The organism is Paenibacillus sp. AN1007, assembly GCF_040702995.1.
Taxonomy (GTDB): Bacteria; Bacillota; Bacilli; order Paenibacillales; family Paenibacillaceae; genus Paenibacillus.
Genome location: NZ_CP159992.1, coordinates 327,384 through 352,085, shown reverse-complemented (window position 1 = coordinate 352,085; position 24,702 = coordinate 327,384). Strand labels below are relative to the sequence as shown.

Below are 24,702 nucleotides of genomic sequence, written 5' to 3'. Positions count from 1 at the left end.
TACCGTGTCCTCGTCAAGCCGTATTCGGGCAGCAATAAGAATGATTTATCATAGCATAGAAGCGTTGGACATAATTTGCTTCAGTTTCTCCGTAGCCCGTTTCTGAATTCGGGATACACTCATTTGGGAGACACCCAGCTTCTGCGCAATGGCTCGCTGCGACTGCCCGTCCTGGAACGCTAAAATAAGTACTTTCTGCTCTTGTTCCTTGAGCTGTCCTAATGCCTGCTGCAGATCCATCCGTTTTTCAACCGAATCAAAGTCATTTACATCCGCGCTGATCAGTTCACCGAGTGTCGCTGCACTGTCATCCTGAGATAAAGGAGAATCCAGAGAAACATAGTGATAACACTCACGGCCGGCCAGAACCTCAATCGTCTCCTCGGGTGTAAGATCGAGATATTCAGCAATCTCGTTAACCCCGGGTGAACGTTCCAGCTTCACCGTCAGCTCATCAATGGCATGCTGTACTAATGCCCCTTTTTCCTTGATTCTTCTCGGCACTTGAATGTACCATGACTTATCCCGAAGATAATTTTTCATGTGACCGATCATACTCTTCATTGCATACGGTTCAAATGGAATCCCCAGATTGATATCGTATTGCTTCAGCAATCGGATCAAGGCCATTTGGCCCGTTTGATACAGATCCTCGTATAAATCGGGTCGATTCCGGGCAATTTTACCCGCGGCCATCTTGACCATCGGTTCGTACTTGCGGATAAGAACTGTGGCGATTTCGTTGTCCTGTGTTTGCTGATATTCCCAGATCAAACCAATCGCTTCAGACATGGACTCTGGGGGAGTCACTTTTTCATTCATACTTTCTCCTCACTTTTTGCAAGACGTTTTACGAGTACTACTTTCGTACCTTTGCCCGTCTCACTCTCCACACTGACATCGTCCATCAAGGCTTGCATGAGATAGAACCCAAGTCCGCCGATCTGAGCGTCTGTCAGTTCCTTGTCATGAAGGCCGGAACGCGATACAGCAGGATTCACATTCTCGAAGCTGGCACCCTCGTCTTTGACAGTAATTGCAAGTGCATCACCATCTACTTCAAATACCACTTCAACCATACCGCCTTCATGAGAGTAGGCATACAATACGGAGTTGTTACAGGCTTCCGACACAGCAACCTTCATATCCTCAATGTCCTCATATGAGAATCCCATTTTGGACGCAACACCATATAGATTAAGTCTTACAATATCCACATATTCAGCTGTCGCCGGTAAATTAAGAGTAATTCTTTGGACTTCTGCATTCATTCCTTTTTCGATCCTTTCCTATTGGGAATTCTTCTGTGTAACAAAGAATTTGGCTATACCCGTCATATCAAAAAGTTTCTGAATTTGCGCAGGAACTTCCTGTACTTCAAAGCGAGCTTCCATTCCATGTCTGGCCTTGAGAACAGATAACAGGATACCAATCCCTGTGCTATCAATGTACTTGAGATCTTTCATGTTAATAATCAGATCCTGATCCTTGTTGTCCACGAGCGGTTCCATTACCAAACGGAAGTCAGGAGCAACCGACAAATCCAGTTCGCCAGTCAGATACACTGTGCATACACCGTCTTGTGTCTCGGTTCTTGCATTGAATTTCTCATTTTTATTTGTATTCATTAGACATCTCTCTCCTGATCAATGGTTTCCTTACTTATAACCCAACTTATGCTCAAGTGAAACAGGAAACATAACTGGCAAAATATTCAATTCGCTTGATTCATTGCTGAAGCACCCGGATTGACGACTTGACGTTTCTTCTGAAAATGAGCAAGCTTCTGTTTGACACTGCCCATCTTCACCGGCTTGCTGATATAATCATCCATGCCTGCTGCCGTACAGCGCTGCTGAATACCCTCCATCACGTTAGCCGTCATCGCAATAATGATGGGCTGCTGCTTCTGGGGATCACTCTCCCGTATACGTTTTGTACATTCCAGACCGTCCATGACCGGCATCTGCAAATCCATAAATATAAAATCATATGGCGACGGGCTTTCCATCACCATCTCAAGTGCTTTCTGACCATCTTCTGCAATATCCGAAAGCAGCCCCAGCTTATGCAGCATAATTGACATCAGCTTCTGGTTGATCGGATGGTCATCCACAATTAGCACGGTCGGATGCTTATCCTTTTTTTCCAAATCCGTTAGCTTTTCTTCGCCAATACCCTGCACTAATTCTTTTTCTACATAACGCTTCGCCTGTATGGTGAACACGAAGGTAGCTCCCCGCTTCTCCGATGTATCCAGATGAATATGGCCGCCCATCATTTCAACCAGCGTTTTGCAAATAGCCAGCCCCAGGCCTGTTCCGCCATATTTACGAGTCATCGACGTGTCAAGCTGGGAGAACGGCTGGAACAGGCGATCCACTTTGTCAGGCGCGATGCCTATTCCTGTATCCTTCACTGCAAACTCCAGAGACATGTTATCATCCTGCTCTTCGTTCACGGATACAATGAGATATACACCGCCATGATCTGTAAACTTCACCGCATTGGCGATCAAATTAAGCAGCACCTGCCGAAGCCTTGCCATATCCCCATAGATTAATTCAGGCACGGAGTCTTCAAGAAAGTAATCCAGTTCCAGGTTTTTTTTACCTGCCTCTGCAGCGAACAAACCCAGCACTTCCCGTATGCAGGAAACCAGTTCAAATGGATGCTCTTCCAGCTCCATTTTGCCAGACTCCATCTTCGTAAAATCAAGAATATCATTGATCACTGTAACCAGTGCGTCGGCGCTACGGCGCACGATATCCACATATTCCTTCTGATCTTCTCTCAGCTCGGTCTCCATCAGCAGGTCAACCATACCGATCACCCCGTTCATAGGTGTACGGATCTCATGGCTCATCATGGCCAGAAACTCGGTTTTGGCGTTAGCCGCAATCTCGGCTTCTTCTTTGGCCTGCACAAGCTGCTGATTCATCTTCTCCAGTTCCTGCGTCTTCTGATGAAGCAGCATGGTCTGTGTCTTGAGTCTTTTGTTCGAAATAAACATCTCCACAAAACCCTCGATTTTGGACTTCAAAATCTGAGGAATAAACGGTTTGACCATATAATCAATAGCTCCCGCAGAATAACCGGCAAACAAGTGCTCCGCCTCTCTGCTGTTTGCCGAGATGAAGATAATCGGTACATCCTTGGATTTGTCACGTGCCTTGATTAATTTCGCTGTCTCAATTCCGTCCATACCAGGCATCTGCACATCAAGCACAATGACCGCAAATTCGTCTTTAAGCAAACAACGGAGTGCCTCTTCTCCGGAATTTGCTTTGACGAGTTTGTACTGTTCTGATTCCAGAACCGCTTCGAGCGCAAGCAGGTTCTCAGGGCGGTCATCTACCAGTAATATGTGGATTGGTTCATTGAGCCCCATAGCTAGCCTAACCCCCTATTTGATCTTCCGGTATATTTTTTCGGTCCGGTCTAACGGCTCATAAGCATCGCTGTATTCTGTAAAATGAATGGATTCTTTCGATCCCAGAACAAGGATGCCGAAGTGGCTCAAGCTCTCATGAAACAGCCCGTGCACATGGTTCCGCAGCTCATCATTGAAATAAATCATCACGTTGCGGCAAAAAATAACGTTAAATTCATTAAATGACCGGTCTGTTGCCAAGTTATGCTCGGCAAAAATAATATTTTTCTGAAGAAACGGGTGAAATATAACGGAATTATATTTTGCTGTATAGTATTCGGAGAAGGCTTTTGTGCCCCCTGCCTCCAGATAGTTTGTTGTAAACAACTTCATTTTCTCAATACCGTATACGCCTTCCTTAGCCTGCTGCAGTGAACGGTCATTCATGTCCGTTGCGTAGATTCGCGCCTTATCGTAAAGGCCTTCCTCATGCAGCATAATCGCCATGGAGTAAACTTCTTCCCCCGTAGAGCAGCCTGCATGCCATATCCGGATATACGGATAGGTTCTCAGGATTGGGATAATCTTTTCCCGGAACATGCGGAAAAGCGATGGGTCGCGAAACATTTCCGTTACAGGAATGGACAAATTCTGTACAAACCGTTCAAATGACGAACGGTTGTGCAGCACTTTTTCCTGCAGCCCGGATATGCTTTTCACACCTTCTGCATGCGCATAGTGCCATATTCTACGTCTTAGTGAAGGCAGCGCATAATTTCTGAAGTCATACCCATACAAACGATGCATTCCCTCCAGAAGCAATTCAATCTCGATCAGTTCACGCTCTTCATCCTGCGGTATACGGACCGTATCTGCCCCCATCTCGTTAGGTTCCCACGGTGTCATAACTTCTCTCCACTTCATCATTGGTTACTTGCGTATTCGTTATTGTCCTTCATTACCCAAAGAATGAGCTTACGAATACAACCACACCCGCATTAATGATAACAATTGATCGGTTTGAATCGGTTTTTTCACATAATCAGATGCTCCAGCCTCAATACATTTGCCGCGATCCTCTTTCATCGCCTTGGCTGTAAGCGCAATGATCGGCAATTTCTCGAATTTCGGGTTCTGCCTGATCCGTGTCATCGCTTCGTAACCGTCCATCTCTGGCATCATCATATCCATCAGCACCAGATCAAAATCAGGATTGTTCTCCAGTGTCTCCAGTGCCTCGCGGCCGTTCTCAGCAAAAGTAACATCCATGCGGTACCCTTCGAGCACGCTGGATAACGCGAATACATTTCGAATATCATCATCAACCAGCAGAATCTTCTTGCCTTCGAATAACGTTTCTTTGTTGTGCAGCTTCTGCAAAATGCGGCGTTTGTCTTCAGGCAGGTTGGCTTCTACCCGATGCAGGAACAAGGTCGTCTCGTCCAGCAGACGCTCGGGTGACTTCACGTCTTTAATAATGATGGATTCCGCATATTTGCGAAGTTTCATCTCTTCCTTGGAATCCAGTTCTTTCCCCGTATAAATGATAATGGGCAGATCATTCAGATACTCATCATCCCGAATCTGATCCAGCAGCTCGAAACCCGTCATATCCGTCAGCATCAGATCGAGTACCATGCAGTCGTAACGCTGGCTGTGAAGTTCATTGAGAGCTTCCTGGCCTGTAGAAACAGCCGTAATAGCAACATCATCATGACCAATTAATTCGATGATCGCTTTACGCTGTATTTCGTCGTCTTCGACGATGAGCAGCCGTTTCAGCTGATTTTCTGTATAGGATTCGATATGAGAGAATGCTTTATCCAGTGAATCTTTACTCGACGGTTTCTTCAGGTAAGCAATAGCCCCCATCATCAATCCTTGTTTCATATCATCAACAACCGAGATGACATGCACCGGGATATGACGTGTGACCGAACTGCTCTTCAATTCGCCCAAAATCGTCCATCCATCCATTACAGGAAGTTGAATATCAAGAATAACAGCATCAGGCAGGTATTCGCGGGCCATTTGCAGCCCCGTATCCCCTTGAGTGGCAACCAGCGCTTTGAAGCCGCGGCCTCTTGCCATATCCATCAGAATATGGGCAAACTTCACATCATCTTCGATGATCAGCAGTGTTTTGTCTCCTTCAACGATATTGTGAAGATCGTCTTCAATCCGGGTGACCTCTGTGCTGCGAGCTGATGACAGATCAGCTGCACGACTGCGTTCCGGATCAGGCGCAAGAATGGATTGTTGAGATCTGCGCACAGATCCAGAATCAGAAAGCTGTTCCTGCTGCTGTTCTGAAGATACCGCTGCTTCTCTGGCCGCTTCTTCCTCGGCCATTTCGGCTTCCTCATGATTATCCGGCAGGAACAGCGTGAAAGTGCTCCCCACGCCTTCCGAGGACTCTACTTGTATGGCTCCGCCAAGCAGTCTTGCCAGCTCACGGCTGATCGACAACCCTAGACCCGTACCGCCATATTTACGGCTGGTCGTTCCGTCCACCTGCTGGAATGCTTCAAAGATCAGATCCGTCTTGTCGGACGGAATACCAATCCCGGTATCTTTGATGCTGAATCCGAGATACTCCTGATTCGTGTTCAGGTATCCAGGCAGCTCCTCCGGTTTCATACGACGTGCAATCAGGTTCACCGAACCTCGATTCGTAAACTTGAATGCATTCGAGAGCAGATTACGTAAAATCTGCTTCACCCGATGACTATCTGTATAGATCCACTCCGGCAGCGAACTGTCGAAATCAATATTGAGATCCAATTCCTTCTTGTTAGCCATCGGCCCAAAGTTTTGGGTGACAAAGTGGGTCAGCTCATCCAATCGAACCGTCTCATAGTTGATGTCCATTTTACCTGCATCTACTTTCGACAAATCCAGAATCTCATCGATCATTTTCAGCAAGTCTGCGCCTGACATATAAATGGTTTGTGCATATTCCTGCTGCTTGCTGCTGAGATTGCCATCCTTGTTCTCCGACAATAACTGAGACAATATGAGCAGACTGTTCAGCGGAGTTCGCAGTTCATGCGACATATTCGCCAAAAATTCAGACTTGTATTTGCTGGTCATCGACAGCTGCATCGCCTGCTGTTCCAATTGTGTCTTCGTTTTCTCAATTTCATCATTTTTCTCTTCGACCTCGCGTACCTGCTCCTCAAGCGCACGCGTCTTGGCAATCAGTTCGGTATTGAAATGCTCCAATTCCTCCTGCTGGCGCTGCAGCAGTTCCTCAGAACGTTTAAGGGCATCCGTCTGTTCTTCCAGATTTTCATTGGAGCGGCGAAGTTCTTCCTGCTGTGTCTGGAGTTCTTCGGACTGCACCTGCAGCTCCTCCGTAAGGGCCTGAGACTCCCGCAGCAGCTCCTCGACACGAAGACGACGACGAACATTGTTAAGAATGACGCCTAAATTCATAATCAGCTGACCGAACAGCTGCTTGTGCATTTCACCAAAACCTTCGAAAGAAGCCAGTTCTACCACGCCAATCAGTTCATCCTCAAACACGACAGGATAGATCATAATTCCCGCAGCTGGTGCCGAACCTGAAGCGGAACCAATGCTCACATATTGATCAGGCGTGTGGTCCAGCACAATTGGGGTCATATCCAGTGCCGCCTGACCAATCAAACCTTCCCCAATCCGATATACCTCTTTGCCCAGCTCTCCATTCTCTTCAAAAGCGTACGACCCATAGCGTCTCAGCTCATCTGGATGTTTCTCTTCGTCAATCAGATAGACGACGCCCAGCTGCGCACCAAGTACAGATGTGAATTCGCTAATAAACATCTGGGAAATCTGACGGATGGAGCCGATTCCGCGAAGCAGCTCAGGTACTCTCGCAATGTTGGAGCTCATCCAGTTCTGATCCTGCTGCGCCTGTACATATGCTTTTTCGATCTCCAACTTCTCTTCGAGATCGTTCGAGACATCTTTGAAAACAGTGGCAATCTGCCCAATCTCATCGGTCGATTTGATTTGTATTCGGCGGATCGTCTTGTACCGGCCTTTGCCAAAACTGGTAATCATCATCGACACTGTGTTCAGACCACGCGTAATGCTTGGAAGCACCCAGAGAATGACTCCAAGGGCGAGAAGCAATCCGGCCACCATGATGCTTACCGTTATCTGGACCGCTCTCGTATAGGCAGCATTGGCGTCCTTGATCTCGGCATCAATCTCCTGATCCTGATAACGAGACAGCGCATTTAGGGTGTCCACCGCTCCCTTCTGAACCGCAAGTCCTGTCGAGTTGCGATAGTTGTTCGCATCCTCCACCCGATTCTGGGACATCAGGCTAGTCACTCTTGAAGCATAATTCGTATAAGCATCCCACGCGTTATTCACCTGATCGACAAGTTGATGCTCCGTGGCAGTATCCGCCCGGTCTCTGACTTGTTTCAGATAACCGGCGCCCCTTTCCTTCATTTCCTTCAAGTCCGTTTCTGCTGCTTTGACCGAATTGTTCGGGTTCAATAACAAGTTAGCCAGCACTTTGGCAATATCGTTGACTTCCCCGCGCGCCGCAGAAGTGAATCGGACTTTAAGATAACGTTCCTGATACATCTGATCGATCTGTTTGTTACTGCTGTTAAGCCGTTCATAGCTTACAAAGGTGAGGGCAATCATGATGACCATCAAGGCGGTAAAACCAATCAGCAGTTTATTCCTGATTTTCATTCCGTTTCCGCCCCTTTATCCAATGTAATCCACACCAGACATTTATCATCATCCCGTTCCGGATTGAGTTCATCATCAAAAAACAGCTTCTGCATCGCTTCTTCATTCCACTCATGAGAACCTTTTAACTGTTCTTTCAGAAATTCCAGCTGCTGCTCCTGATCTCCCTGAACCGCTTCGAGCAGCCCATCGGTATACATGGCTATATGCCCGGAACCTTCGTAATGAATAGTTTGAGGTTCAATATCCATTTTGTCGAACAATCCAACAGGACAGCATACGCTGTCAAACGAAGTCACACTGCCGTCACTGCGGAAAAATAAAGCTGGGGGATGCCCGGCATTCACATAATCGATACGCTTCATTCGGGTATCAACGACCAAATAAATCGCTGTAAAGTAGTACTGTACCAGCTGCTTTCCAAGATGCAGCTGGTTAAAGCGGCGGTTCAGCTCCTGAATAACCTTCTCCGGGTCAACATACGTTGTTACCGTATCCTTAAGAACGGAAGCGATAAACATCGTGAACAGGGATGAAGATATGCCGTGCCCCATCATATCGAGAAGCAGTACTCCATACCGTCCTTCTCCGAGAGGAAACCAGGAATACAGATCACCTGCAAGCTCAAAAGATGGTTTATAAATGGCATGCACCTCGAACGATGGATCTTCGATCGCATGGCTCAATACGGCGTTCTGAACCATCGCCGCCAGTTTCAGCTCATCCTGAATCCGCTGGTCACGTTCCTTGTGCCAATCCTTTTCCTGTTTCAAACGTAAAGCCAGCCGAATGCGGGCCATCAGTTCCACTTTGTTAATCGGCTTCGTTACATAATCGGATGCGCCCGCGTCGAGGGCCTCGGCTAATTTTTTGGAATCACCGATCGCGGTAACCATAATAATTGGGATGTCTTTCAGATTTTCGAATTTTTGCACGATGCTGCAGGCTTCAATTCCATCCATTTCAGGCATCATCATATCCAGCAAAATCAGGTCAATATCCGATGTTTTCGGACGCGGTTCGTTGTTATCCTCACCGATTCCCAATACTTCGAACATCTCCATAGCGGAACTTGCTGTCACAATATCGCGGTAATTTTCCTTTTTCAAAATTTCTCGAATGATAATGACATTTGTCGGATTGTCGTCAACAATAAGTATTCTCATTTCTATCTCCTTATCTGTGGCGTCCGGGTTTGTCGATGATTATCAGTTAATCGAACAACCTTATTTATACAAATTTTTCATCCAAAGAGTCAGTAGACATAACAATTCCTAGTATAACTATAATGATAAAACCAGAAAATGACTATCAGAAAATAGCACCATCAAAGGGATTTCCCCTCTATCCTTTTGTAACATTTTTGCATCTGCTGCTCACCTGGTTATCGCCCATGCCCGGGCGAACAACTTGCAAAAACATAGATAAGGAATGGGGTTCACCCCATTCCTTATCTATGTTTTTGATTGAGCCTTTGCTGTTATACCACAGGACATTAACTGATAAAGCAGCCCTGGGTTCAGCCTTTAAAAGTTAGTCTTTCTTTTTGGCAATAACGAGAACCTTGCCTTTATCCAATTCACTCTCGTAAAAGTCAGCCTCGGCTTCTGTGAAACCCATCGATACGATCTTGGCGCGAAGCTCGTCACCACGTGAACGGAACAAATTCGCCATGGAATCGAATATACCTTCCTCTTTCATGCCAATCTCCTTAGCATCTGCCGTATCAGCAATCCGATCTGTACGATCCTTCTCGTGGGCTAGTACGAAGATATGATCAGCTAAGTATCCAGTAGTCTGCAATTCTTTCACCGCTTCTACTGCTTGAACTCCGTTTTCTACCACTTTGGCATAAGCCTGTGTGTTGGTTGAATTCATCGTTTCCACTCTCCTCTGATTTAATCTTCTTTATCGAGCTCTTATAGTATATAACCATACTATTTTACGTTGAAACCTAAGCTGGATTATTGACCTCAGGACACCGCATCGTCAAAAAAGTCAACCCCTTCAATCTCACTGGAGCCCGGTTTCAGATACACTTTGATTGCATACTGACCGCGAACATACACCTCGCCATCCTCAGCTGTATAATACGGTTTGCCCAGCGCTTGATGAATAGCGTCAATGTGCATCGGGATTGATTTCCCATTCACTTTCAAGTCTTCGCGTGATCCATCGACATGCACATATTGAATAATGCCCGTATCTTCACATATTCCAACATGTACATCACGGAAATGATATTCCGGACATCCCAGATAAGGGTCCTTTTTGATATCGACTGGCTGGCCCAGTTTGCCTAACACTTTCTGCTTTCCATCCTCCAGTGAAACGCCATTCAGAGTCCGAAACTGCCCGAACGTCTCGGAATGATCAGCAGCCAAAGTTATTTCTGGCTTCTGTTCCTCCATTACCGTCCACTGCATATCGTGAGCAGCAGGTGCTGCCGGTTGAACGGAAAAGGGAGAAATTACGCTAAACATCGTCACTAGCAGTAGTTTCATCATGATTCTCACCCTTTCATCAGGTTCATCACCGCCCTGAAGGCTTCACCTCATTCAGAACACGGTCATGTTATTTGCGCATACGCTGCCATACATTAGCCGCAACATCGATATATTTCATCCAGTTCTTCCCGCCCTTTGCATCATCATGATATACGGCTTCATAGGACTGCAGTGTACGTTCCGAAGCCGTAGCTGGTGGAGCCGTTACCTGATGGGATTCAGACGTTTTGCCTGTTCCCGCTTTCGGCTGCTTCGTCTGAAATCGGGTCATGAGAGTAGTTGACACCTGCTTGGCTGCTGCCGTCACTTCACTCAGTACTTCTCCCAGATTCTCGACAGATTCCATGACCGGATCAATCTTCTTCATCTTGTGCTGCACATCAGCCGTGATGTCATTCGCATGTCTTACCGTTTGTTTTACTTCATAACTGAGCTCATCGATGGTCTTCTGCACTTCCTGCAGTGTCTGAGAGACGTTATCCAGTGAACCCTGGGCCGATTTCAGTGTGCGAATCAGAAAGAAAACAAGTACTGCAAATGCCACTGCAATCAGGGCCACGCTTAGTTGATAGATCATATTAAGAACAACCTCTCTTTCCATAGTGCGTCGGTTTTGTTATTGCTATAGTTACCCGGGCCTTTCACGGGCGAAACAAAAGAAAATGTGCCTCGATCGATGTATAGCGGTAGAAAAAAACACCATGTTTCAAGTCATTGGCACTCGGTTAAGGTTAGACTACACAGGGCAGTGAGACACAACAGTCCACGCCACAAACCATATTACGAAAGGATGATTATCATGTTAAAATGGTCTGTCGTTTTTCTGATTATTGCACTGATTGCCGGAATCTTCGGGTTTTTCGGGATTGTTGAAGCAGCCGCTTCTATTGCAAAAGTACTCTTCTTCATCTTTGTTGTACTCTTTATCATTTCCCTCATTACAGGAAGAAGCCGAATGCGATGACATGAAAGTGTCTAAATTGGATTCACTTGCTTACATACGAAAGCCGATGATGCCTCCGGGCACGTCGGCTTTTGTTCGTTCCAAACCAGGTACTCCTTCCTATTTTCCTATATTTATGTATTACACTCCCCTCTGCTTTATTCCAACCTGAATCCCCGAAGAGTCCTGAAAAAACAGGACTTTAATGATATAGCCCGCCCGTTTGTATGCCGCGAAAGTATGAATTTTACAACCTTGTTATATACCCACAGATGCGCCAGTTGACTCTGGAGAAACCAAGAAAATATTGTTATAATTTGTGATTCAGACACATGCTTGCTTGGTTACTTTTAACACAGGGCAACAAAAACTACATATCTATCGAGGAGGAAATACAAATGAAAAAAATCGTAAGTTTTGCCGCTGCTTTAACATTGATGGGTTCCATGGCTGCTGCTGCAGGCGCTGAGGAAGCGGTTACCGGCACGGTAACAACGCCAGCATCTGGTACAGAAGCAACTACTACTACACCGGCGACTACTACACCGGCTGTTGAAGTCAACAAACCTGCTGTAGAAACAGTTGAAGGTAATGCTGAGACTGTAACAGGTACAACCGTTGATTCCACAGGCGCTCAAGGTACTTCAACTACAACAGAAACACCGTCCACTGATGATATCAAATTCGAGGAGCCGCTTGTAAAACCAAGTGACGTAGTTACTGCACCAACAATGCTGCTGAACCTGCTCGAGCGCACATGGTTCTATGATGCACCAAACGGCAAACCAATCGGTGCACTGGCAGCCCAAGTCATCGATACGACAGGTGAAGTGGTTGACGGATTTGACGGCGGTGAGTGGGTTCAAGTGTACACATGGAAAGGCAAAGCCTGGATTCATGTTGCTATTCAATAATATGGTATAATCGTTTATAACATATGTAAAGAGGACAGTACGCAGCATTGCGTCTGTCCTTTTTTTTGATGTACGCGGTCTAAAAATTCTGTTTCGTGGATTAGCTCGGATGTGTCTCTTCTGATCGCGGCTCAACATGCACATGAACATGCATAATATTATGTGATCGTTTCAGACGTTCCTCAACCTGATCACATATTTCATGGCTCTCTATCAGCGTTAATCCTCCGTCCACTTCAATCACCACATCCACCAGTACATGACTGCCATGTACTCGTGCTTTGACGTCCTTAATGATTTCGACACCAGGAACACGGGCAACGGCAGACCTCAAATCATTCAGCTGCTTCTGGTCAAAACCGTCCGTGAGCAGGTGAGTGGAATCACGGAAAATTTCCCAAGCTGTTTTGCATATCAGCAGACCTACAAGGAGTGCAGCCACTTTATCAAGCCACGGTAGTCCAAATTGTGAACCGACAATACCGATGGCAGCACCAATACTTACCCAGGCATCCGAACGATTATCTTTGGCTGCCGCCAGCAAAGCCTGACTGTTAATTTGTTTGGCCAGACGAGAATTGTAGCGGTATACCCCCAGCATGACCACAGCACAGATTACGGCTACACCGGCTGCCCAAAGGTTTGGAGCAGCATAATCACCCGCGTACCATGAACGAACTGCTTCAACCAACACCTGGAGTCCTACAACAGCCATAATAAATGAGGCGATCAGTGCCGCGATCGTCTCCGCCCGAAAGTGACCATAAGCATGATCCGAATCTGGCGGTTTTTGCGAGATGCGCAGCCCGATTAACACTGCAGCAGATGCCACAATATCTGTGGCGTTATTGATGCCGTCTGCAAGCAAAGCGCTGGAAGCAAATAAATATCCACAGATAAGCTTAAAAGCAGATAATACGAGGTAAGCTGCAATACTAATCCAGGCTCCCCGCTCTCCTTTACGTATTTCTTCGTAAGCGTTCAATCGGACGACACTCCTTTTCACGTTTCCAATAACGGTTTTCTCATATTACCAAATGCAGGTCGTGTGGGTCTACAGAAACAGTGTTGCCAAGCCGCATCGCTGTAGGCAGGCTGAAACAAAGTTTCCATTAGGCAGGGCTGTAGAAGGTAAGAAACAATGTTGGTTCAGGCAAAATTGGTGAAAACCGGCATTTTATCAGGTTGCCCTTGTGAGGCTTTTATAAAACGTATAAAATGAGTACATCCCGTCCAATTTGGACGGCTTACTGTAAGACCGGGAGGGATATACAATGAGCGAAAATAAAGAACCGAAAAAGGTCAGCCTGCAGGATGCAATCCGTCAAAAGCTGGCACAAAAGAAAGAGCAGCAAAATTCCGGTAACCAGTCCGGTGCTTACTTTGAAGGCGGCCCTAAAGCGATGAAGAGCCAGAACAACAAAAAGCCGAACAACCAGCGCCGTCGTACAGGCGGATCTTAGTTCCAGACAGATGTACTGGAGTACCGGGGCGGTTTATTCAGCTCCAGCATGAAAAACCAAAAACCGCAGGCCCTCTTATGGAGGACTTGCGGTTTTTGGTTTGTTCTTATTTTAAAAGCGATTTTATGCTTCGACTGGATACATTTTGCTGCGCAGCTCTTTCACTTCTTCGCTTTCCAGATACTCATCATAGCTCATCTGACGATCGATGAGACCTGTAGGTGTGATTTCAATGATGCGGTTAGCAATCGTTTGGATAAACTGATGGTCATGGGATGTGAACAGCATCGTGCCGTCAAAGTCGATCAAACCATTATTCAGTGCAGTGATGGATTCGAGATCCAAGTGGTTCGTCGGCTCATCGAGAATGAGCACGTTCGCACCGGTCTGCATCATTTTTGCCAGCATACAGCGGACTTTCTCTCCCCCGGACAACACACTTGCCTTTTTCAAAGCTTCTTCTCCGGAGAACAGCATACGGCCCAGGAAACCGCGTAGGTATGTTTCGTCCTGATCTTTGGAGTATTGACGCAGCCAATCCACCAAGCTCATCTCTACACCGTCAAAGTACTTCGAGTTATCTTTCGGGAAATACGCTTGAGTTGTTGTTACCCCCCAAGTGTACTCACCACTGTCTGCTTCAGTTTCACCCATCACGACATCAAACAGTAACGATTTGACATTACCGTTCGGGCCAACAAAAGCAATTTTGTCGCCTTTATTCACCACAAAGCTGATATCGTTCAGCATGTTTTCACCTTCAACCGCTTTGCTTAAACGATCAACGGTAAGCAGCTGTTTCCCCGCTTCACGTTCAGGTTTGAAGTTGATAAATGGATATTTACGGTTCGACGGACGCAGGTCATCCAGCGTAATTTTGTCGAGCTGCTTCTTCCGGGAAGTCGCCTGTTTGGATTTCGAAGCGTTCGCGGAGAAACGTTGAATAAAGGCCTGCAGCTCTTTAATCTTCTCTTCTTTTTTCTTGTTGGCATCCCGCTGCAAAGCAAGTGCCAATTGGCTGGACTCATACCAGAAGTCATAGTTACCTACGTACAGCTGGATTTTACCAAAGTCGATGTCCGCGATATGCGTACATACTTTGTTCAGGAAGTGACGGTCATGGGATACGACGATAACGGTACCTTCATAATCCATCAGGAAGTTCTCGAGCCATTGAATAGATTCGAGGTCCAAGTGGTTGGTAGGCTCATCGAGAAGCAGGTTATTCGGACGACCGAACAGTGCCTGTGCCAGCAATACGCGGACTTTCTCGTTACCGCTAAGCTCTACCATTTTTTTGTCATGCATATCACGATCGATTCCAAGACCAATCAGGAGTGCTGCTGCATCCGGTTCTGCATCCCAGCCGTTCAGCTCAGCAAACTCACCTTCGAGTTCACCTGCACGCAGGCCATCTTCTTCTGTGAAGTCTGCCTTCGCATACAGGGCATCCTTCTCTTTCATAATGGAATACAAACGAGAGTGACCCATAATTACGGTTTCGAGAACCGGGTACTCATCATATTCAAAGTGGTTTTGCTTCAAAACGGCCATACGTTCGCCCGGGGTGATGTGCACCTCTCCCGAGTTGGCTTCAATCTCACCGGACAAAATTTTCAAAAACGTTGATTTGCCGGCTCCGTTCGCACCGATCAAGCCGTAACAGTTGCCTGGCGTGAATTTGATATTCACATCTTCAAAAAGCGCACGTTTTCCGTAGCGGAGCGTGATGCCGCTTGTACTGATCATTAAGCATACCATCCTTTATTGGTTAATCTGCATACTGCATGAATAGCAACCTGCGTAAAATCATGGATTCAATATCCGATGCCTATTCTGGCACCATATTATAACACAAAAAAGCGGCAAATTCGAAAATCAGCCGCTTTTTACGGATTAAAGTTTTGGTAAATATGCTGTTCATGCACGTATGTTTATAGATTACCATATCTGGCTGGCTTTTGTTAGCCCCTTTATTCTGTCTCGGCAGTCTCATGCCGGATGCGAAGGGTCTCGCCGTGTCCCAGCACCCGAATCCGTTCCTTGGCGATTCCAAGCCGTTCTCGCTCCGTCTCCAGCCGATCCAGTGCTTCCTTCGGTGTGTCGTCCGCCAGCTTAAAGGTTCCATAATGCATAGGTACCATGAGCTGTGAACCCGTTTCCACGAATCCCTGAAGAGCCTCCTCCGGTGTCACATGCTGGGAAGTCATGAACCATTCCGGATCGTACGCGCCAATCGGCATCAGCGTGACACCAATGTCGAAACGTTCACCAATCGTTTTGAATTCCTTGAAATACCCGGTATCTCCGACAAAATAAAGGACAGGCGGCTCTCCGAATGCCGGTTTTCCACCGCTGGGTTTATGCGAATCTGAATCGGCAGAAACAGATCCTTCGGCCGTCTCCCTCGCCGCTGCCGCAGCGCTCTCTTCTGACACATGTACGGCGTGATTCGGCTCCAGTACATAACCGCCCCAATGAGACGTATTCGTATCAAACAACGTTCGGCGTGTCCAGTGTTGGGCAGGCACAAACGTAATTTTCACTCCACCGAGCACCAGGTGCTCCCACCATTTCATCTCATGACATCGGTGAAATCCCTTCCGGATCATTTTACGTCTCAAGCCGTCCGGTACAATCAGAAGGGTCTTTGCTGTAACCAGCTTGCGCAGGGAAGCCAGGTGCAGATGATCATAGTGTGAATGAGAGATCAGGATAACGTCGAGCGGCGGAACATCCTGAATCGGAATACCCGGGGCACCGAGCCTGCGTTGAAATCCCATTTTCTCGGCCCATACCGGGTCAGTCACGATGTTCAGTCCATAATACTGGATGAAAAAGGTGGAGTGTCCGATCCACGTTATTGTAGTTTCTTCCCGGTTGGCATGTAAATAGTCCAGCTCCGGGTCATGCTTCGGGACTTTGTAGGAATAGTCCTTGACTTTGCGCCGGCGCTGTTCTCTCCACTGCTTGAACTCCTTCAACGTTTTGTCTGTACTGACATTATCGATATTGTTATAGCGAATTTTGGGCATGAAGGGGCCTCCTCCCTTCCTCGGTTCTTAACATCAGATTACCCGCATCCCGAACGGTCGTACCACCTGCCATGAAGCACAGCTGTAATGAGATCAATCCTTTGGATTTTTGTATACCGCCATATACACAAACAGAAAAACAATGGCAGCCACCATAATCAGGGGCGGAGCATACATAATCGTAAAGGTCTCAAAGAAGCTGAGCCCCGTGATACCCGGTATGCCTTTCACCCCTTCTTCCAAAAGCGGGTGCAGGTGCAGTCCCGGATAGATGCCTGTCGGCCATGCAGATCTCAGCACCGTAAGCTGCCGGGGAAGCAGAGCAGACAGCATATAGAGAATATTCGAAATCATCGTCGCGAACATGGCGAAGTCATCCTTTCTTTTTTCCGGCGTTACCGCGTACATAATTGGCATCAAACAGGAACAGCTTCATAATCAGCACCAGCGAAGGGATGAGCACCAGCAGCCCCAGACTGAATGCCGTAATCAATGCAATACCCATCGTTCGGTTCGTGAAGCTATCGTAGATGTTGATGTATGGATAGAGAATGTACGGAAGATGCGATCGGCCGTATCCGTACCAGGCGAAGGCAAACTGCAGCATCACTGCGACGAAACACCATCCCAGATATTTCTCTTTCCACACAAGCGACACTGCAATGACAAAACAGATAAAGGATGCGATGAACATCCACGACATATTGACCATCTGTTCGAAGTGAGCCGGATTTTGTTTGTTAATTTGCAGAAAAGCCAGAAAACTCGCGAAAATGGTGGGCAGGCTCCACAGCAGCGCATATTCCCTCAGGACGCCAAAGGCTGGCTCGTCGCCCGCCCGCTTCGCATAATAAGACAGAAACATCGCCGAAATGTACAGCACACTCACCAACGCCAGCAGCACAACAGACCACGTGTAGGGATTCGTCAAAAATTCACGCCAGCGAAAAAATACCTTTTCGCCTGCCTGCTCAATGATCCCTCCTTCGGAAATGGCCAAAATGGTGGAGAATACCGCCGGGATCAGAAGTCCCGTTGCGCCGTACAGCGCTAGATAGATTTTGCTGTTTTTCCCGTGGTTGCCGTAGGTGTTATATGCATAGTACACTCCACGGATTGCCAGCAGGACAATCGCCAGAGAACCCGGCACAAGCAGGGCTGTCCCGTAATAGAACGCACTGTCGGGATAAAATCCGACCAGACCCACCACAAAGAAAATAAGAAACACATTCGTCACCTCCCACACCGGAGACAGGTAACGCTGAATGATGTTATGAATTTTGTTTTCGTGTCCGGTCAAAATGCTGTAAAAGCTGAAGAACCCCGCACCGAAATCAATCGACGCCACAATCAGATAACCGAACAGGAACGTCCACAATATCGCGATACCCGCAATTTCAAAACTCAATGCACGATGCCTCCTTCCAGACCCAGCGAATCCAGTTCCTTCTCCGCCTCTTTGTTGCGGAACAGCTTGCTGATGACGCGGATGCATGAGAAACACAGCACCAGATACAGCAGAATAAACAGCACCAGCATCCAACCGACGGATGTGGAGGTCGTTGCCGCCTCGGACACCTTCATATATCCACGCAAAATCCAGGGCTGTCTGCCCACCTCGGCAAACATCCATCCAAGCTCAATCGCAATCATCGCCAGTGGGCCAAGGAACACGATACCAAGCAGCAGCCATTTGGGATAAGGTTTACGTCCAGGCATCCACCGGCGCAGTACGTAGAGCACTGGAATCAGCAGGATGATGACCCCGGTAGTCACTTTTAGGTCAAACATGTAATGAATGGACAGCGGTGGTCTGAGGTCTGCCGGATATTCCTCCAGTCCCTTCACTTCCGTATCCGGGCGATTGCCTGCCAAAATGCTCAGCGCATAAGGAATCTCGATGGCATATTTGACCTCGTTGTTTTCATCCAGAATACCGCCATAAACGAGCGGTGCCTCCTTCATCGTTTTGAAATGCCACTCGGCAGCGGCCAGCTTCTCCGGCTGATATTTCGCCAGAAATTTACCGGACGAGTCACCGATCATGACGGTGCTGATCGCAAATACAAGCGCAGATACCGTTGTGAGCTTGAGTGCTTTTTTGTAGTACACATGGTCCCGTCCGCGCAGCAGACTGAACGCCGCAATACCCGCCAGTACACCCGCACTCAAAGTATAAGAGGAAGCAAGCACGTGGGATACTTTGGTTGGCGTCGCCGGATTCAGCATGGCAGCGATCGGGTCAATATCCTTCATGATGCCGTTAATCAAGGTGAAACCCTGCGGCTGGTTCATGAAAGAATTCACGGTTGTAATAAAGATCGCGGAAGCGGATGAGCCGAGAGCTACCGGAATGAGCAGCAGCATGTGCGTATATTTCTTTTTGAAACGATCCCAGGTGTAAAGGTATATTCCGAGAAAGATGGCTTCCACGAAAAAGGCAAACGTCTCCATAAAAAGCGGCAGCGCAATGGCCTGACCTGCGACTCGCATAAACATCGGCCACAGCAGACTCAGCTGTAACCCGATGGACGTCCCTGTGACAACACCCACAGCCACTGTAATCACAAAACCTCTGGCCCACCGGCGAGCCAGCAGCGTGTAATGAATATCATTGGTGCGCAGTCCCCGCCATTCAGCCAATGCAATCATGAGCGGTACACCCACGCCAATCGAAGCGAAAATAATATGCACAAACAGGGTCAGACCGGTCAGTATCCGGCTGAGCAGTACAGGGTCCAGAGATGACATGGGCACACTCCTCTTTCGGCGTAATCGTTATCGTTGTTCAGCTGTATAATGATAGATTATGTACAACAGCGGATTCGTTCTGCCTGAACGGATTTTCAATAACTCATAATACGGATGATGCTTTTGACCACGGCATACAGCACAGCCACCGCTGCCACAAGACAGACGATGATAAGTTTTTTCTCTTGTTTGCGAAACATATACGTGTTGCCCTCCTTTTTGCACAGGATGCAAATTATGGCTCTATATACAGTGTGCAAAAGTTCCCGATTTTTTATCCCAGATGACGAAAAAACAATATTAATGATGAAAAATAAAGCTTGAATGCTTAAAATAAAAATAAAAATAAAAAAGCCTTTACCTTTCCGCACCGACACGTGCCAAAAGATAAAAGCTCTCCATACCATATCAACTTTCGGTAAACACACTAGAGGACAACGTCCTGTTTGGGCAGCCGGACTTTGAACGTACTGCCTTTACCCGGGGCCGACATGAAGGTCAGACTCCCGTGATGATCCTCCACAATTTTGCGGGAAATATATAAACCGAGGCCCGTTCCGCCAATCTGACGGTGATCCGAATTATCTACACGATAAAACTTGTTAAACAGCAGTTCCTTCTCGCTCTCGGCAATACCTATCCCATAATCCCTTACATCAATGCAAAGTGCTCCTTCTTCTTCCCATAACGTTACGTCAATTCGCTCTGCTCCAGGAGAGTATTTCACCGCATTGCCAATCAGATTATGAAGTACTTGAACAATCCTGTTCTGGTCCGCATAAGCAAAAAGATCACCATTAAAGACATGTACGTAGATCCGTTGAGAAGACTTCATGTTCCACTGCTCGGCCACACCTTCAACCAGATCCACAAGTGGAACATAGGTCATATGATAGGTCATCCCCTCATTATCCAGTCGTTGGATATCAAGTACATCATCCAGCAGGCTGCTCAGACGTTTGCCTTCAGATGAAATGGTCTCCATGAACTCTTTCCGCTGAGATGCCGGGAGATCGTACATCAGCATCAGCTCCACATATCCCATAATGGTTGCTACAGGTGTACGAAGTTCATGAGAGACAACACTGATCAATTCATTTTTCATCCGGTTTAGCCGCTCTTCTCCGGTCAAGTCGCGAAAGACAAGCAGGAATCCATGTTTTTTCCCCGGCACGTCCATCTGTTTCATGTACAGTGAAAACACACTTTGTTCTACATTGTCAAAAAAGAAATTCGTCTCGATGAATGCTTGTTCTCCATTCAAGAAGGCTTTGGTCTGTTCCGTAAGGTTGAAATTATCGGTCAGCACCATGGAATCAATCGCTTGAGCCAAGTCGGTAATCGATTCCCCCAAGAAATTCCCAAGCCCAAACATCTCTTCAATTCTACGATTCACGATCGTGATTGTCCCTGAGCGGTCGGACATGACAAGTCCTTCGCGAACCGATTCAATAAATTGTTCACTGATATCGCGCTGTTCCTGAATAGCAACCTTCTCACGAATCAACTCAGCATTCAGCTTCTCCAGCGCAAGCGCATGCCTTACCCGTTCTTCTTCGGCTCTGGTTCGTTCCGTGATGTCTTTGATAAAAAGGTTATATAAAGACTCATGGCTTCCCAGCTGAACCTCTACAATTTTGTATTCAATCGGGAAGGCAGAGCCCTCTCTTCGGACTCCTGAAATCTCCTCGACTGTGGTATATCTCCTGCCTTCGTTGTACTCATTTTCCTTCAGCATTTCTTTGATTTCCTGAAAGCTTGCCCCTTGAAAAAGAGAAGAAGCTTCCTTCTGAAGTACAACTTCTTCCCGCCCAAGTCCGAACATTCGCTCAGCCTCCGGGTTAAACTCTACAATTAATCCGCTGGCATCTACTGCGATAATTGCATCGATGGAGGAATCAATGATGGCCCGTTTTACTTCTTCACTGTTTTTGAGCTCTTTGGTTCGTTCTATAACCCGGTCTTCCAGCGTTAATTTATCCAACCGGATCTGTTCGAATTGTTCAAGCAGTACGTCAGCCATTTTTCGAAGATTGCCAATCAGGATCTGGACTTCAGTAACATGACTGCTGGGCCATTCCATCTGCCTGTTTCGAAATAAGATTCTGGGAAGAGATCCCGTCATTCTTGTTAATCGAAGCAGAGGACTGACGACTTTATTACTCAGAGGTGCTGCTACAATCATTGAAGTTACAATGATGAAAAATAAGGTCTGCAGCGTTGTCAGGTAAATCGATTCAATACGCGAATAATAACGGTCCGAATCGGTCTGTACTAACACACGGTAAGGAGCTCCCGCAGCGACGTCTGCCTGATACACAAAAGATGCCTGTCTCCAGTAATGAAGTACATCACTATAATGTGTGCTGCCGGATATCCGATCCGAACTGAACAGAATCGAGCTGTCTCCCGCCTTCAGCAGTCGGAAATTGTTTATGTCCAGATACTCACCTCTATGGAGTGTATCTATTCCCGCGGCAATTACGGTATCTTTTCGGTCAAGGAGAATTACATTAACATCTAATAAGTGACGATAACGCTTCATCGTAATCTCTAAATTATCCGAGTTAACATATTGTTCATTTAGATCCTGTACTACCGCGTTAGCCGCATGATTCAAATCATAAAAAATAATCTCGCTCATCTGCTGCAGCTGCCTCCGGCTGTCCACAGACAGCAGCAGCAGGGAAACAAAAATAACAAAAACAACAACGTATTTGAATGCAATCCTTTTTAGGGGGATAGTGACGGAGTGGCCCAACTGACGGCCTCCGGTAGTATACCAGAAATCAACTACAATTCCTGCGAACATCGCATTAACCATACTGATCACAGCCATGTACATGTACTCGTACTTTAACTGTTCAATACTTAATCCCATCATCAGATGACCAAAAGCAATTACAGGAATTAACATGGCAATCCAGAAGATCGCGTTAGCCTTAATTAAACTTCCAAGTTTTCCTCGCCTCAGCCAACCCAGCATCCAGAACAGCTCTATGAACCGTACAGCAATAATTTGTGCAGTGAGCGGTTCCCACCCCACAATCATAATTTTAATCAGATGAATGCCAATAAGAGTTATGAATCCGTAAATGGCACCGTATAAGCGGAGAGCCACCAGAGCCGCAGCGCTGATCAGCATAAACTGCACTCCATAAAATAACGTAAATGGGAAGATTGCACTCAAAGAACCGAGCGTAATCAATAAGAGGGTCCCAATCCAAGGCACTCTTAGCTTCAGTGCAATCCATTCCATTATCTTTTTTGCTTTTACAATATACATGCGCACCTTTCCTCACCCACAGCCGATTCCTTGCACAGAACGATGTCATAACAAGGGCAGCAAAGCGATCTGCCACTCATGTGTGAACGGTTTCACTATATTTATTCCCCGTGCACTCGTCTGGTCTATTATACTGTATGTAACACCCGGCGTACGTTTGGGAATTTTTATTGTTCGGAAATAGATGATACCCATGTTAAACTAAAGTCACATTTATTCCAGTATTTTCGCACGATGCGTATACTTCCTATATTCTGGAATACAAACATTAAAAATTTTGCGGTATTTCAAATGATTTATTTCGTATTTTCTTAACAAATTCTTGTCCCAGGAGTGTGAGGCAGTGTCTATCAAAGTACTTCTTATAGAAGACGAGAAAAATTTGGCTGATATGATCGCTTTTTTTCTTGAGGAGGAAGGATACATAACGGAACGGGTACATCATGCCCGTGAAGCACTTCATCTATTTCCCCAGTTTCAGCCCGATATTGTTGTAACGGACTTAATGCTCCCCGAAATTGATGGCAATGAGCTTGTTGATGCTTTTCGTCAAAATTCTACCGTTCCTGTACTGATGATATCCGCAAGCACAATGCTTAATGACCGATTGCGTGCATTACATAATGGCGCGGACGATTTTCTCTGCAAGCCGTTTAGTCTGAAAGAGCTGGATGCCAGAATTAAAGCGCTGCTGCGGAGGTCCGTTATTACTTACCAGGATAAACCTGTAAAAGAGAATCAGGCGGATGAAGTTAAGGGTCAGATCAATGTCAATGAATACAGAAGAACACTCTTTGTCAATGGGGTTGAAATTGAGGTCACTCATATAGAATTCGAAATTATGAAGGAATTGTATCGTAATCCGGGCAAAGTGTTTACCCGCAATGAACTGATGGACCGGATTAAAGGCTCGGAACGTGCCTATCTGGATCGAACCATCGACGTACATATCTCCAGTCTGCGCAAAAAAATAGAGCCCGACCCCAAAAATCCCCGTTATATTAAAACGGTATGGGGTACAGGCTATAAATATATGGTCTAGCTGGTCATCCATTAAGCTGTCTTACAGCTGATAAACAGCAGCAGCCTTACCATGATTTTTCCATTCTACCTTAAATATAGAACGGAGGGCATGGTTAAGGGTGCTTCATATCCAAAAGTGTGCAGCCACCGCTCAATGCTTCTAACCACATGGTCAGGATCTTGTTCATCCCAGAGCAGCATCTTCACAACACCAGTACCGTTAATTTCCCGCAGATGGCGTTTGCGAATCAATGATTGAAAATCAGTAATAACCAGTACGGGAACGTCCGGTACAAAAGCACGAATGGCCTTTGCTGCAGATACAGCCTGTTCGGCGTTCCTGTAATCCACTATACAAAAACGTGAATTTTCCCAGTCTCCTCTTCCTGTTTCCTTTACTGAATCTGATGGCACAGCAGCGATCCAATCCTCGAACAACTGATTGATTTTCTCATAGTTGATACAGCGCTCTCCATCCGTTAGCACAGTAACAGGTTCCATAAGTATAACCTCCATTAGCTTCTTCCCTACATTGTGTCAGCTTTCATTTAAGAATGTTTGTGCGTGGACATGAAAGAAGTGTTAACAATCTTCGCATTTCTTCACATCCATCTTCCGAGCATCTCCCGACCGTTATGCATTTCGCAGTTTTCCTGAATTCATGTAAAATAGAGATAACCCGTGTGATTTACTTTACGGGACATTA

At 46.5% G+C, this 24,702-nt stretch carries 22 protein-coding genes; 4 read left to right on the top strand and 18 right to left on the bottom strand.

All coding sequences use genetic code 11. The features are described 5' to 3' along the window. Positions 1 to 48: 48 nt before the first annotated feature. The 10 genes from ABXS70_RS01435 to ABXS70_RS01390 all read right to left on the bottom strand — a co-directional run bounded on the left by ABXS70_RS01435 (position 49) and on the right by ABXS70_RS01390 (position 11,158). On the bottom strand, positions 49 to 822 hold the full coding sequence (locus ABXS70_RS01435; RefSeq protein WP_342552793.1) for a sigma-70 family RNA polymerase sigma factor: 774 nt from the start codon (positions 820 to 822) through the stop codon (positions 49 to 51). Further along, the gene (gene rsbW / locus ABXS70_RS01430) at positions 819 to 1,271 is read right to left on the bottom strand and encodes an anti-sigma B factor RsbW (protein ID WP_342552794.1); all 453 of its coding nucleotides are present in this window, start codon (positions 1,269 to 1,271) and stop codon (positions 819 to 821) included. The genes ABXS70_RS01435 and rsbW overlap by 4 nt, the downstream gene beginning before the upstream one ends. An 18-nt stretch (positions 1,272 to 1,289) precedes the next feature. Then, the gene (locus ABXS70_RS01425; RefSeq protein ID WP_342552795.1) at positions 1,290 to 1,628 is read right to left on the bottom strand and encodes an STAS domain-containing protein; all 339 of its coding nucleotides are present in this window, start codon (positions 1,626 to 1,628) and stop codon (positions 1,290 to 1,292) included. Positions 1,629 to 1,714: 86 nt separating this feature from the next. Beyond that, on the bottom strand, positions 1,715 to 3,391 hold the full coding sequence (locus ABXS70_RS01420) for a response regulator (RefSeq protein WP_366293415.1): 1,677 nt from the start codon (positions 3,389 to 3,391) through the stop codon (positions 1,715 to 1,717). A gap of 15 nt (positions 3,392 to 3,406) precedes the next feature. After that, a complete protein-coding gene (locus tag ABXS70_RS01415) occupies positions 3,407 to 4,279 on the bottom strand; it encodes a protein-glutamate O-methyltransferase CheR (RefSeq protein WP_342552797.1) in 873 nt (290 codons plus the stop codon). Between the two features lie 69 nt (positions 4,280 to 4,348). After that, positions 4,349 to 8,074 (bottom strand): response regulator, encoded by a 3,726-nt coding sequence (locus ABXS70_RS01410; RefSeq protein ID WP_366293411.1) that lies wholly within the window; start codon positions 8,072 to 8,074, stop codon positions 4,349 to 4,351. Next, on the bottom strand, positions 8,071 to 9,240 hold the full coding sequence (locus ABXS70_RS01405) for a fused response regulator/phosphatase (protein WP_342552799.1): 1,170 nt from the start codon (positions 9,238 to 9,240) through the stop codon (positions 8,071 to 8,073). The genes ABXS70_RS01410 and ABXS70_RS01405 overlap by 4 nt, the downstream gene beginning before the upstream one ends. A gap of 367 nt (positions 9,241 to 9,607) precedes the next feature. Continuing rightward, positions 9,608 to 9,952 carry a general stress protein gene (locus ABXS70_RS01400; protein ID WP_366293408.1) on the bottom strand — a complete coding sequence of 115 codons (345 nt, stop codon included), beginning with the start codon at positions 9,950 to 9,952 and terminating at the stop codon, positions 9,608 to 9,610. Between the two features lie 95 nt (positions 9,953 to 10,047). Then, entirely contained in the window at positions 10,048 to 10,581 is a 534-nt protein-coding gene (locus ABXS70_RS01395; RefSeq protein WP_342552801.1) for a hypothetical protein, read from the bottom strand. Positions 10,582 to 10,648: 67 nt separating this feature from the next. Further along, entirely contained in the window at positions 10,649 to 11,158 is a 510-nt protein-coding gene (locus tag ABXS70_RS01390; protein WP_342552802.1) for a DUF948 domain-containing protein, read from the bottom strand. A gap of 222 nt (positions 11,159 to 11,380) precedes the next feature. Here ABXS70_RS01390 and ABXS70_RS01385 point away from each other — a divergent pair, with 222 nt between their 5' ends. Together ABXS70_RS01385 and ABXS70_RS01380 are read left to right on the top strand one after the other, a co-directional pair. After that, complete coding sequence (locus ABXS70_RS01385) at positions 11,381 to 11,545, top strand: DUF1328 domain-containing protein (RefSeq protein WP_342552803.1); 165 nt, start codon at positions 11,381 to 11,383, stop codon at positions 11,543 to 11,545. Between the two features lie 377 nt (positions 11,546 to 11,922). Further along, on the top strand, positions 11,923 to 12,438 hold the full coding sequence (locus ABXS70_RS01380; protein WP_342552804.1) for a hypothetical protein: 516 nt from the start codon (positions 11,923 to 11,925) through the stop codon (positions 12,436 to 12,438). 100 nt (positions 12,439 to 12,538) lie between these two features. Here the strand turns inward: ABXS70_RS01380 and ABXS70_RS01375 are convergent, their stop codons facing one another. Beyond that, positions 12,539 to 13,423 (bottom strand): cation diffusion facilitator family transporter, encoded by an 885-nt coding sequence (locus tag ABXS70_RS01375; RefSeq protein ID WP_342552805.1) that lies wholly within the window; start codon positions 13,421 to 13,423, stop codon positions 12,539 to 12,541. 289 nt (positions 13,424 to 13,712) lie between these two features. Here ABXS70_RS01375 and ABXS70_RS01370 point away from each other — a divergent pair, with 289 nt between their 5' ends. Beyond that, entirely contained in the window at positions 13,713 to 13,901 is a 189-nt protein-coding gene (locus ABXS70_RS01370) for a hypothetical protein (protein ID WP_342552806.1), read from the top strand. Between the two features lie 123 nt (positions 13,902 to 14,024). Here the strand turns inward: ABXS70_RS01370 and ABXS70_RS01365 are convergent, their stop codons facing one another. The 6 genes from ABXS70_RS01365 to ABXS70_RS01340 all read right to left on the bottom strand — a co-directional run bounded on the left by ABXS70_RS01365 (position 14,025) and on the right by ABXS70_RS01340 (position 22,973). After that, entirely contained in the window at positions 14,025 to 15,650 is a 1,626-nt protein-coding gene (locus ABXS70_RS01365) for an ATP-binding cassette domain-containing protein (protein WP_342552807.1), read from the bottom strand. A gap of 224 nt (positions 15,651 to 15,874) precedes the next feature. Next, entirely contained in the window at positions 15,875 to 16,936 is a 1,062-nt protein-coding gene (locus ABXS70_RS01360) for an MBL fold metallo-hydrolase (protein WP_342552808.1), read from the bottom strand. 93 nt (positions 16,937 to 17,029) lie between these two features. Further along, positions 17,030 to 17,302: a hypothetical protein gene (locus ABXS70_RS01355; protein WP_342552809.1), complete on the bottom strand. Its 273-nt coding sequence runs from the start codon at positions 17,300 to 17,302 to the stop codon at positions 17,030 to 17,032. Between the two features lie 7 nt (positions 17,303 to 17,309). Next, entirely contained in the window at positions 17,310 to 18,344 is a 1,035-nt protein-coding gene (locus ABXS70_RS01350; RefSeq protein ID WP_342552810.1) for a cytochrome d ubiquinol oxidase subunit II, read from the bottom strand. Further along, positions 18,341 to 19,687 carry a cytochrome ubiquinol oxidase subunit I gene (locus ABXS70_RS01345; RefSeq protein ID WP_342552811.1) on the bottom strand — a complete coding sequence of 449 codons (1,347 nt, stop codon included), beginning with the start codon at positions 19,685 to 19,687 and terminating at the stop codon, positions 18,341 to 18,343. Before ABXS70_RS01345 ends, ABXS70_RS01350 begins: the two co-directional genes overlap by 4 nt. A gap of 427 nt (positions 19,688 to 20,114) precedes the next feature. After that, positions 20,115 to 22,973, bottom strand: coding sequence for an ATP-binding protein (locus ABXS70_RS01340; RefSeq protein ID WP_366293398.1), 2,859 nt, complete (start codon positions 22,971 to 22,973; stop codon positions 20,115 to 20,117). A 343-nt stretch (positions 22,974 to 23,316) separates the two neighbouring features. Between ABXS70_RS01340 and ABXS70_RS01335 the strand changes: the two genes are divergently transcribed. Then, entirely contained in the window at positions 23,317 to 24,015 is a 699-nt protein-coding gene (locus ABXS70_RS01335; protein WP_342552813.1) for a response regulator transcription factor, read from the top strand. A 65-nt stretch (positions 24,016 to 24,080) separates the two neighbouring features. Here the strand turns inward: ABXS70_RS01335 and ABXS70_RS01330 are convergent, their stop codons facing one another. After that, positions 24,081 to 24,497: a hypothetical protein gene (locus tag ABXS70_RS01330; RefSeq protein WP_366293395.1), complete on the bottom strand. Its 417-nt coding sequence runs from the start codon at positions 24,495 to 24,497 to the stop codon at positions 24,081 to 24,083. Positions 24,498 to 24,702 lie beyond the last annotated feature (205 nt).

Coding starts and splice junctions, on each gene's coding strand:
- ABXS70_RS01435 (WP_342552793.1), bottom strand. CDS start 822: ATGAATGAAAAAGTGACTCCCCCAGAGTCCATGTCTGAAGCGATTGGT.
- rsbW (WP_342552794.1), bottom strand. CDS start 1,271: ATGAATGCAGAAGTCCAAAGAATTACTCTTAATTTACCGGCGACAGCT.
- ABXS70_RS01425 (WP_342552795.1), bottom strand. CDS start 1,628: ATGAATACAAATAAAAATGAGAAATTCAATGCAAGAACCGAGACACAA.
- ABXS70_RS01420 (WP_366293415.1), bottom strand. CDS start 3,391: ATGGGGCTCAATGAACCAATCCACATATTACTGGTAGATGACCGCCCT.
- ABXS70_RS01415 (WP_342552797.1), bottom strand. CDS start 4,279: ATGACACCGTGGGAACCTAACGAGATGGGGGCAGATACGGTCCGTATA.
- ABXS70_RS01410 (WP_366293411.1), bottom strand. CDS start 8,074: ATGAAAATCAGGAATAAACTGCTGATTGGTTTTACCGCCTTGATGGTC.
- ABXS70_RS01405 (WP_342552799.1), bottom strand. CDS start 9,240: ATGAGAATACTTATTGTTGACGACAATCCGACAAATGTCATTATCATT.
- ABXS70_RS01400 (WP_366293408.1), bottom strand. CDS start 9,952: ATGAATTCAACCAACACACAGGCTTATGCCAAAGTGGTAGAAAACGGA.
- ABXS70_RS01395 (WP_342552801.1), bottom strand. CDS start 10,581: ATGATGAAACTACTGCTAGTGACGATGTTTAGCGTAATTTCTCCCTTT.
- ABXS70_RS01390 (WP_342552802.1), bottom strand. CDS start 11,158: ATGATCTATCAACTAAGCGTGGCCCTGATTGCAGTGGCATTTGCAGTA.
- ABXS70_RS01385 (WP_342552803.1), top strand. CDS start 11,381: ATGTTAAAATGGTCTGTCGTTTTTCTGATTATTGCACTGATTGCCGGA.
- ABXS70_RS01380 (WP_342552804.1), top strand. CDS start 11,923: ATGAAAAAAATCGTAAGTTTTGCCGCTGCTTTAACATTGATGGGTTCC.
- ABXS70_RS01370 (WP_342552806.1), top strand. CDS start 13,713: ATGAGCGAAAATAAAGAACCGAAAAAGGTCAGCCTGCAGGATGCAATC.
- ABXS70_RS01365 (WP_342552807.1), bottom strand. CDS start 15,650: ATGATCAGTACAAGCGGCATCACGCTCCGCTACGGAAAACGTGCGCTT.
- ABXS70_RS01360 (WP_342552808.1), bottom strand. CDS start 16,936: ATGCCCAAAATTCGCTATAACAATATCGATAATGTCAGTACAGACAAA.
- ABXS70_RS01355 (WP_342552809.1), bottom strand. CDS start 17,302: ATGTTCGCGACGATGATTTCGAATATTCTCTATATGCTGTCTGCTCTG.
- ABXS70_RS01345 (WP_342552811.1), bottom strand. CDS start 19,687: ATGTCATCTCTGGACCCTGTACTGCTCAGCCGGATACTGACCGGTCTG.
- ABXS70_RS01340 (WP_366293398.1), bottom strand. CDS start 22,973: ATGTATATTGTAAAAGCAAAAAAGATAATGGAATGGATTGCACTGAAG.
- ABXS70_RS01330 (WP_366293395.1), bottom strand. CDS start 24,497: ATGGAACCTGTTACTGTGCTAACGGATGGAGAGCGCTGTATCAACTAT.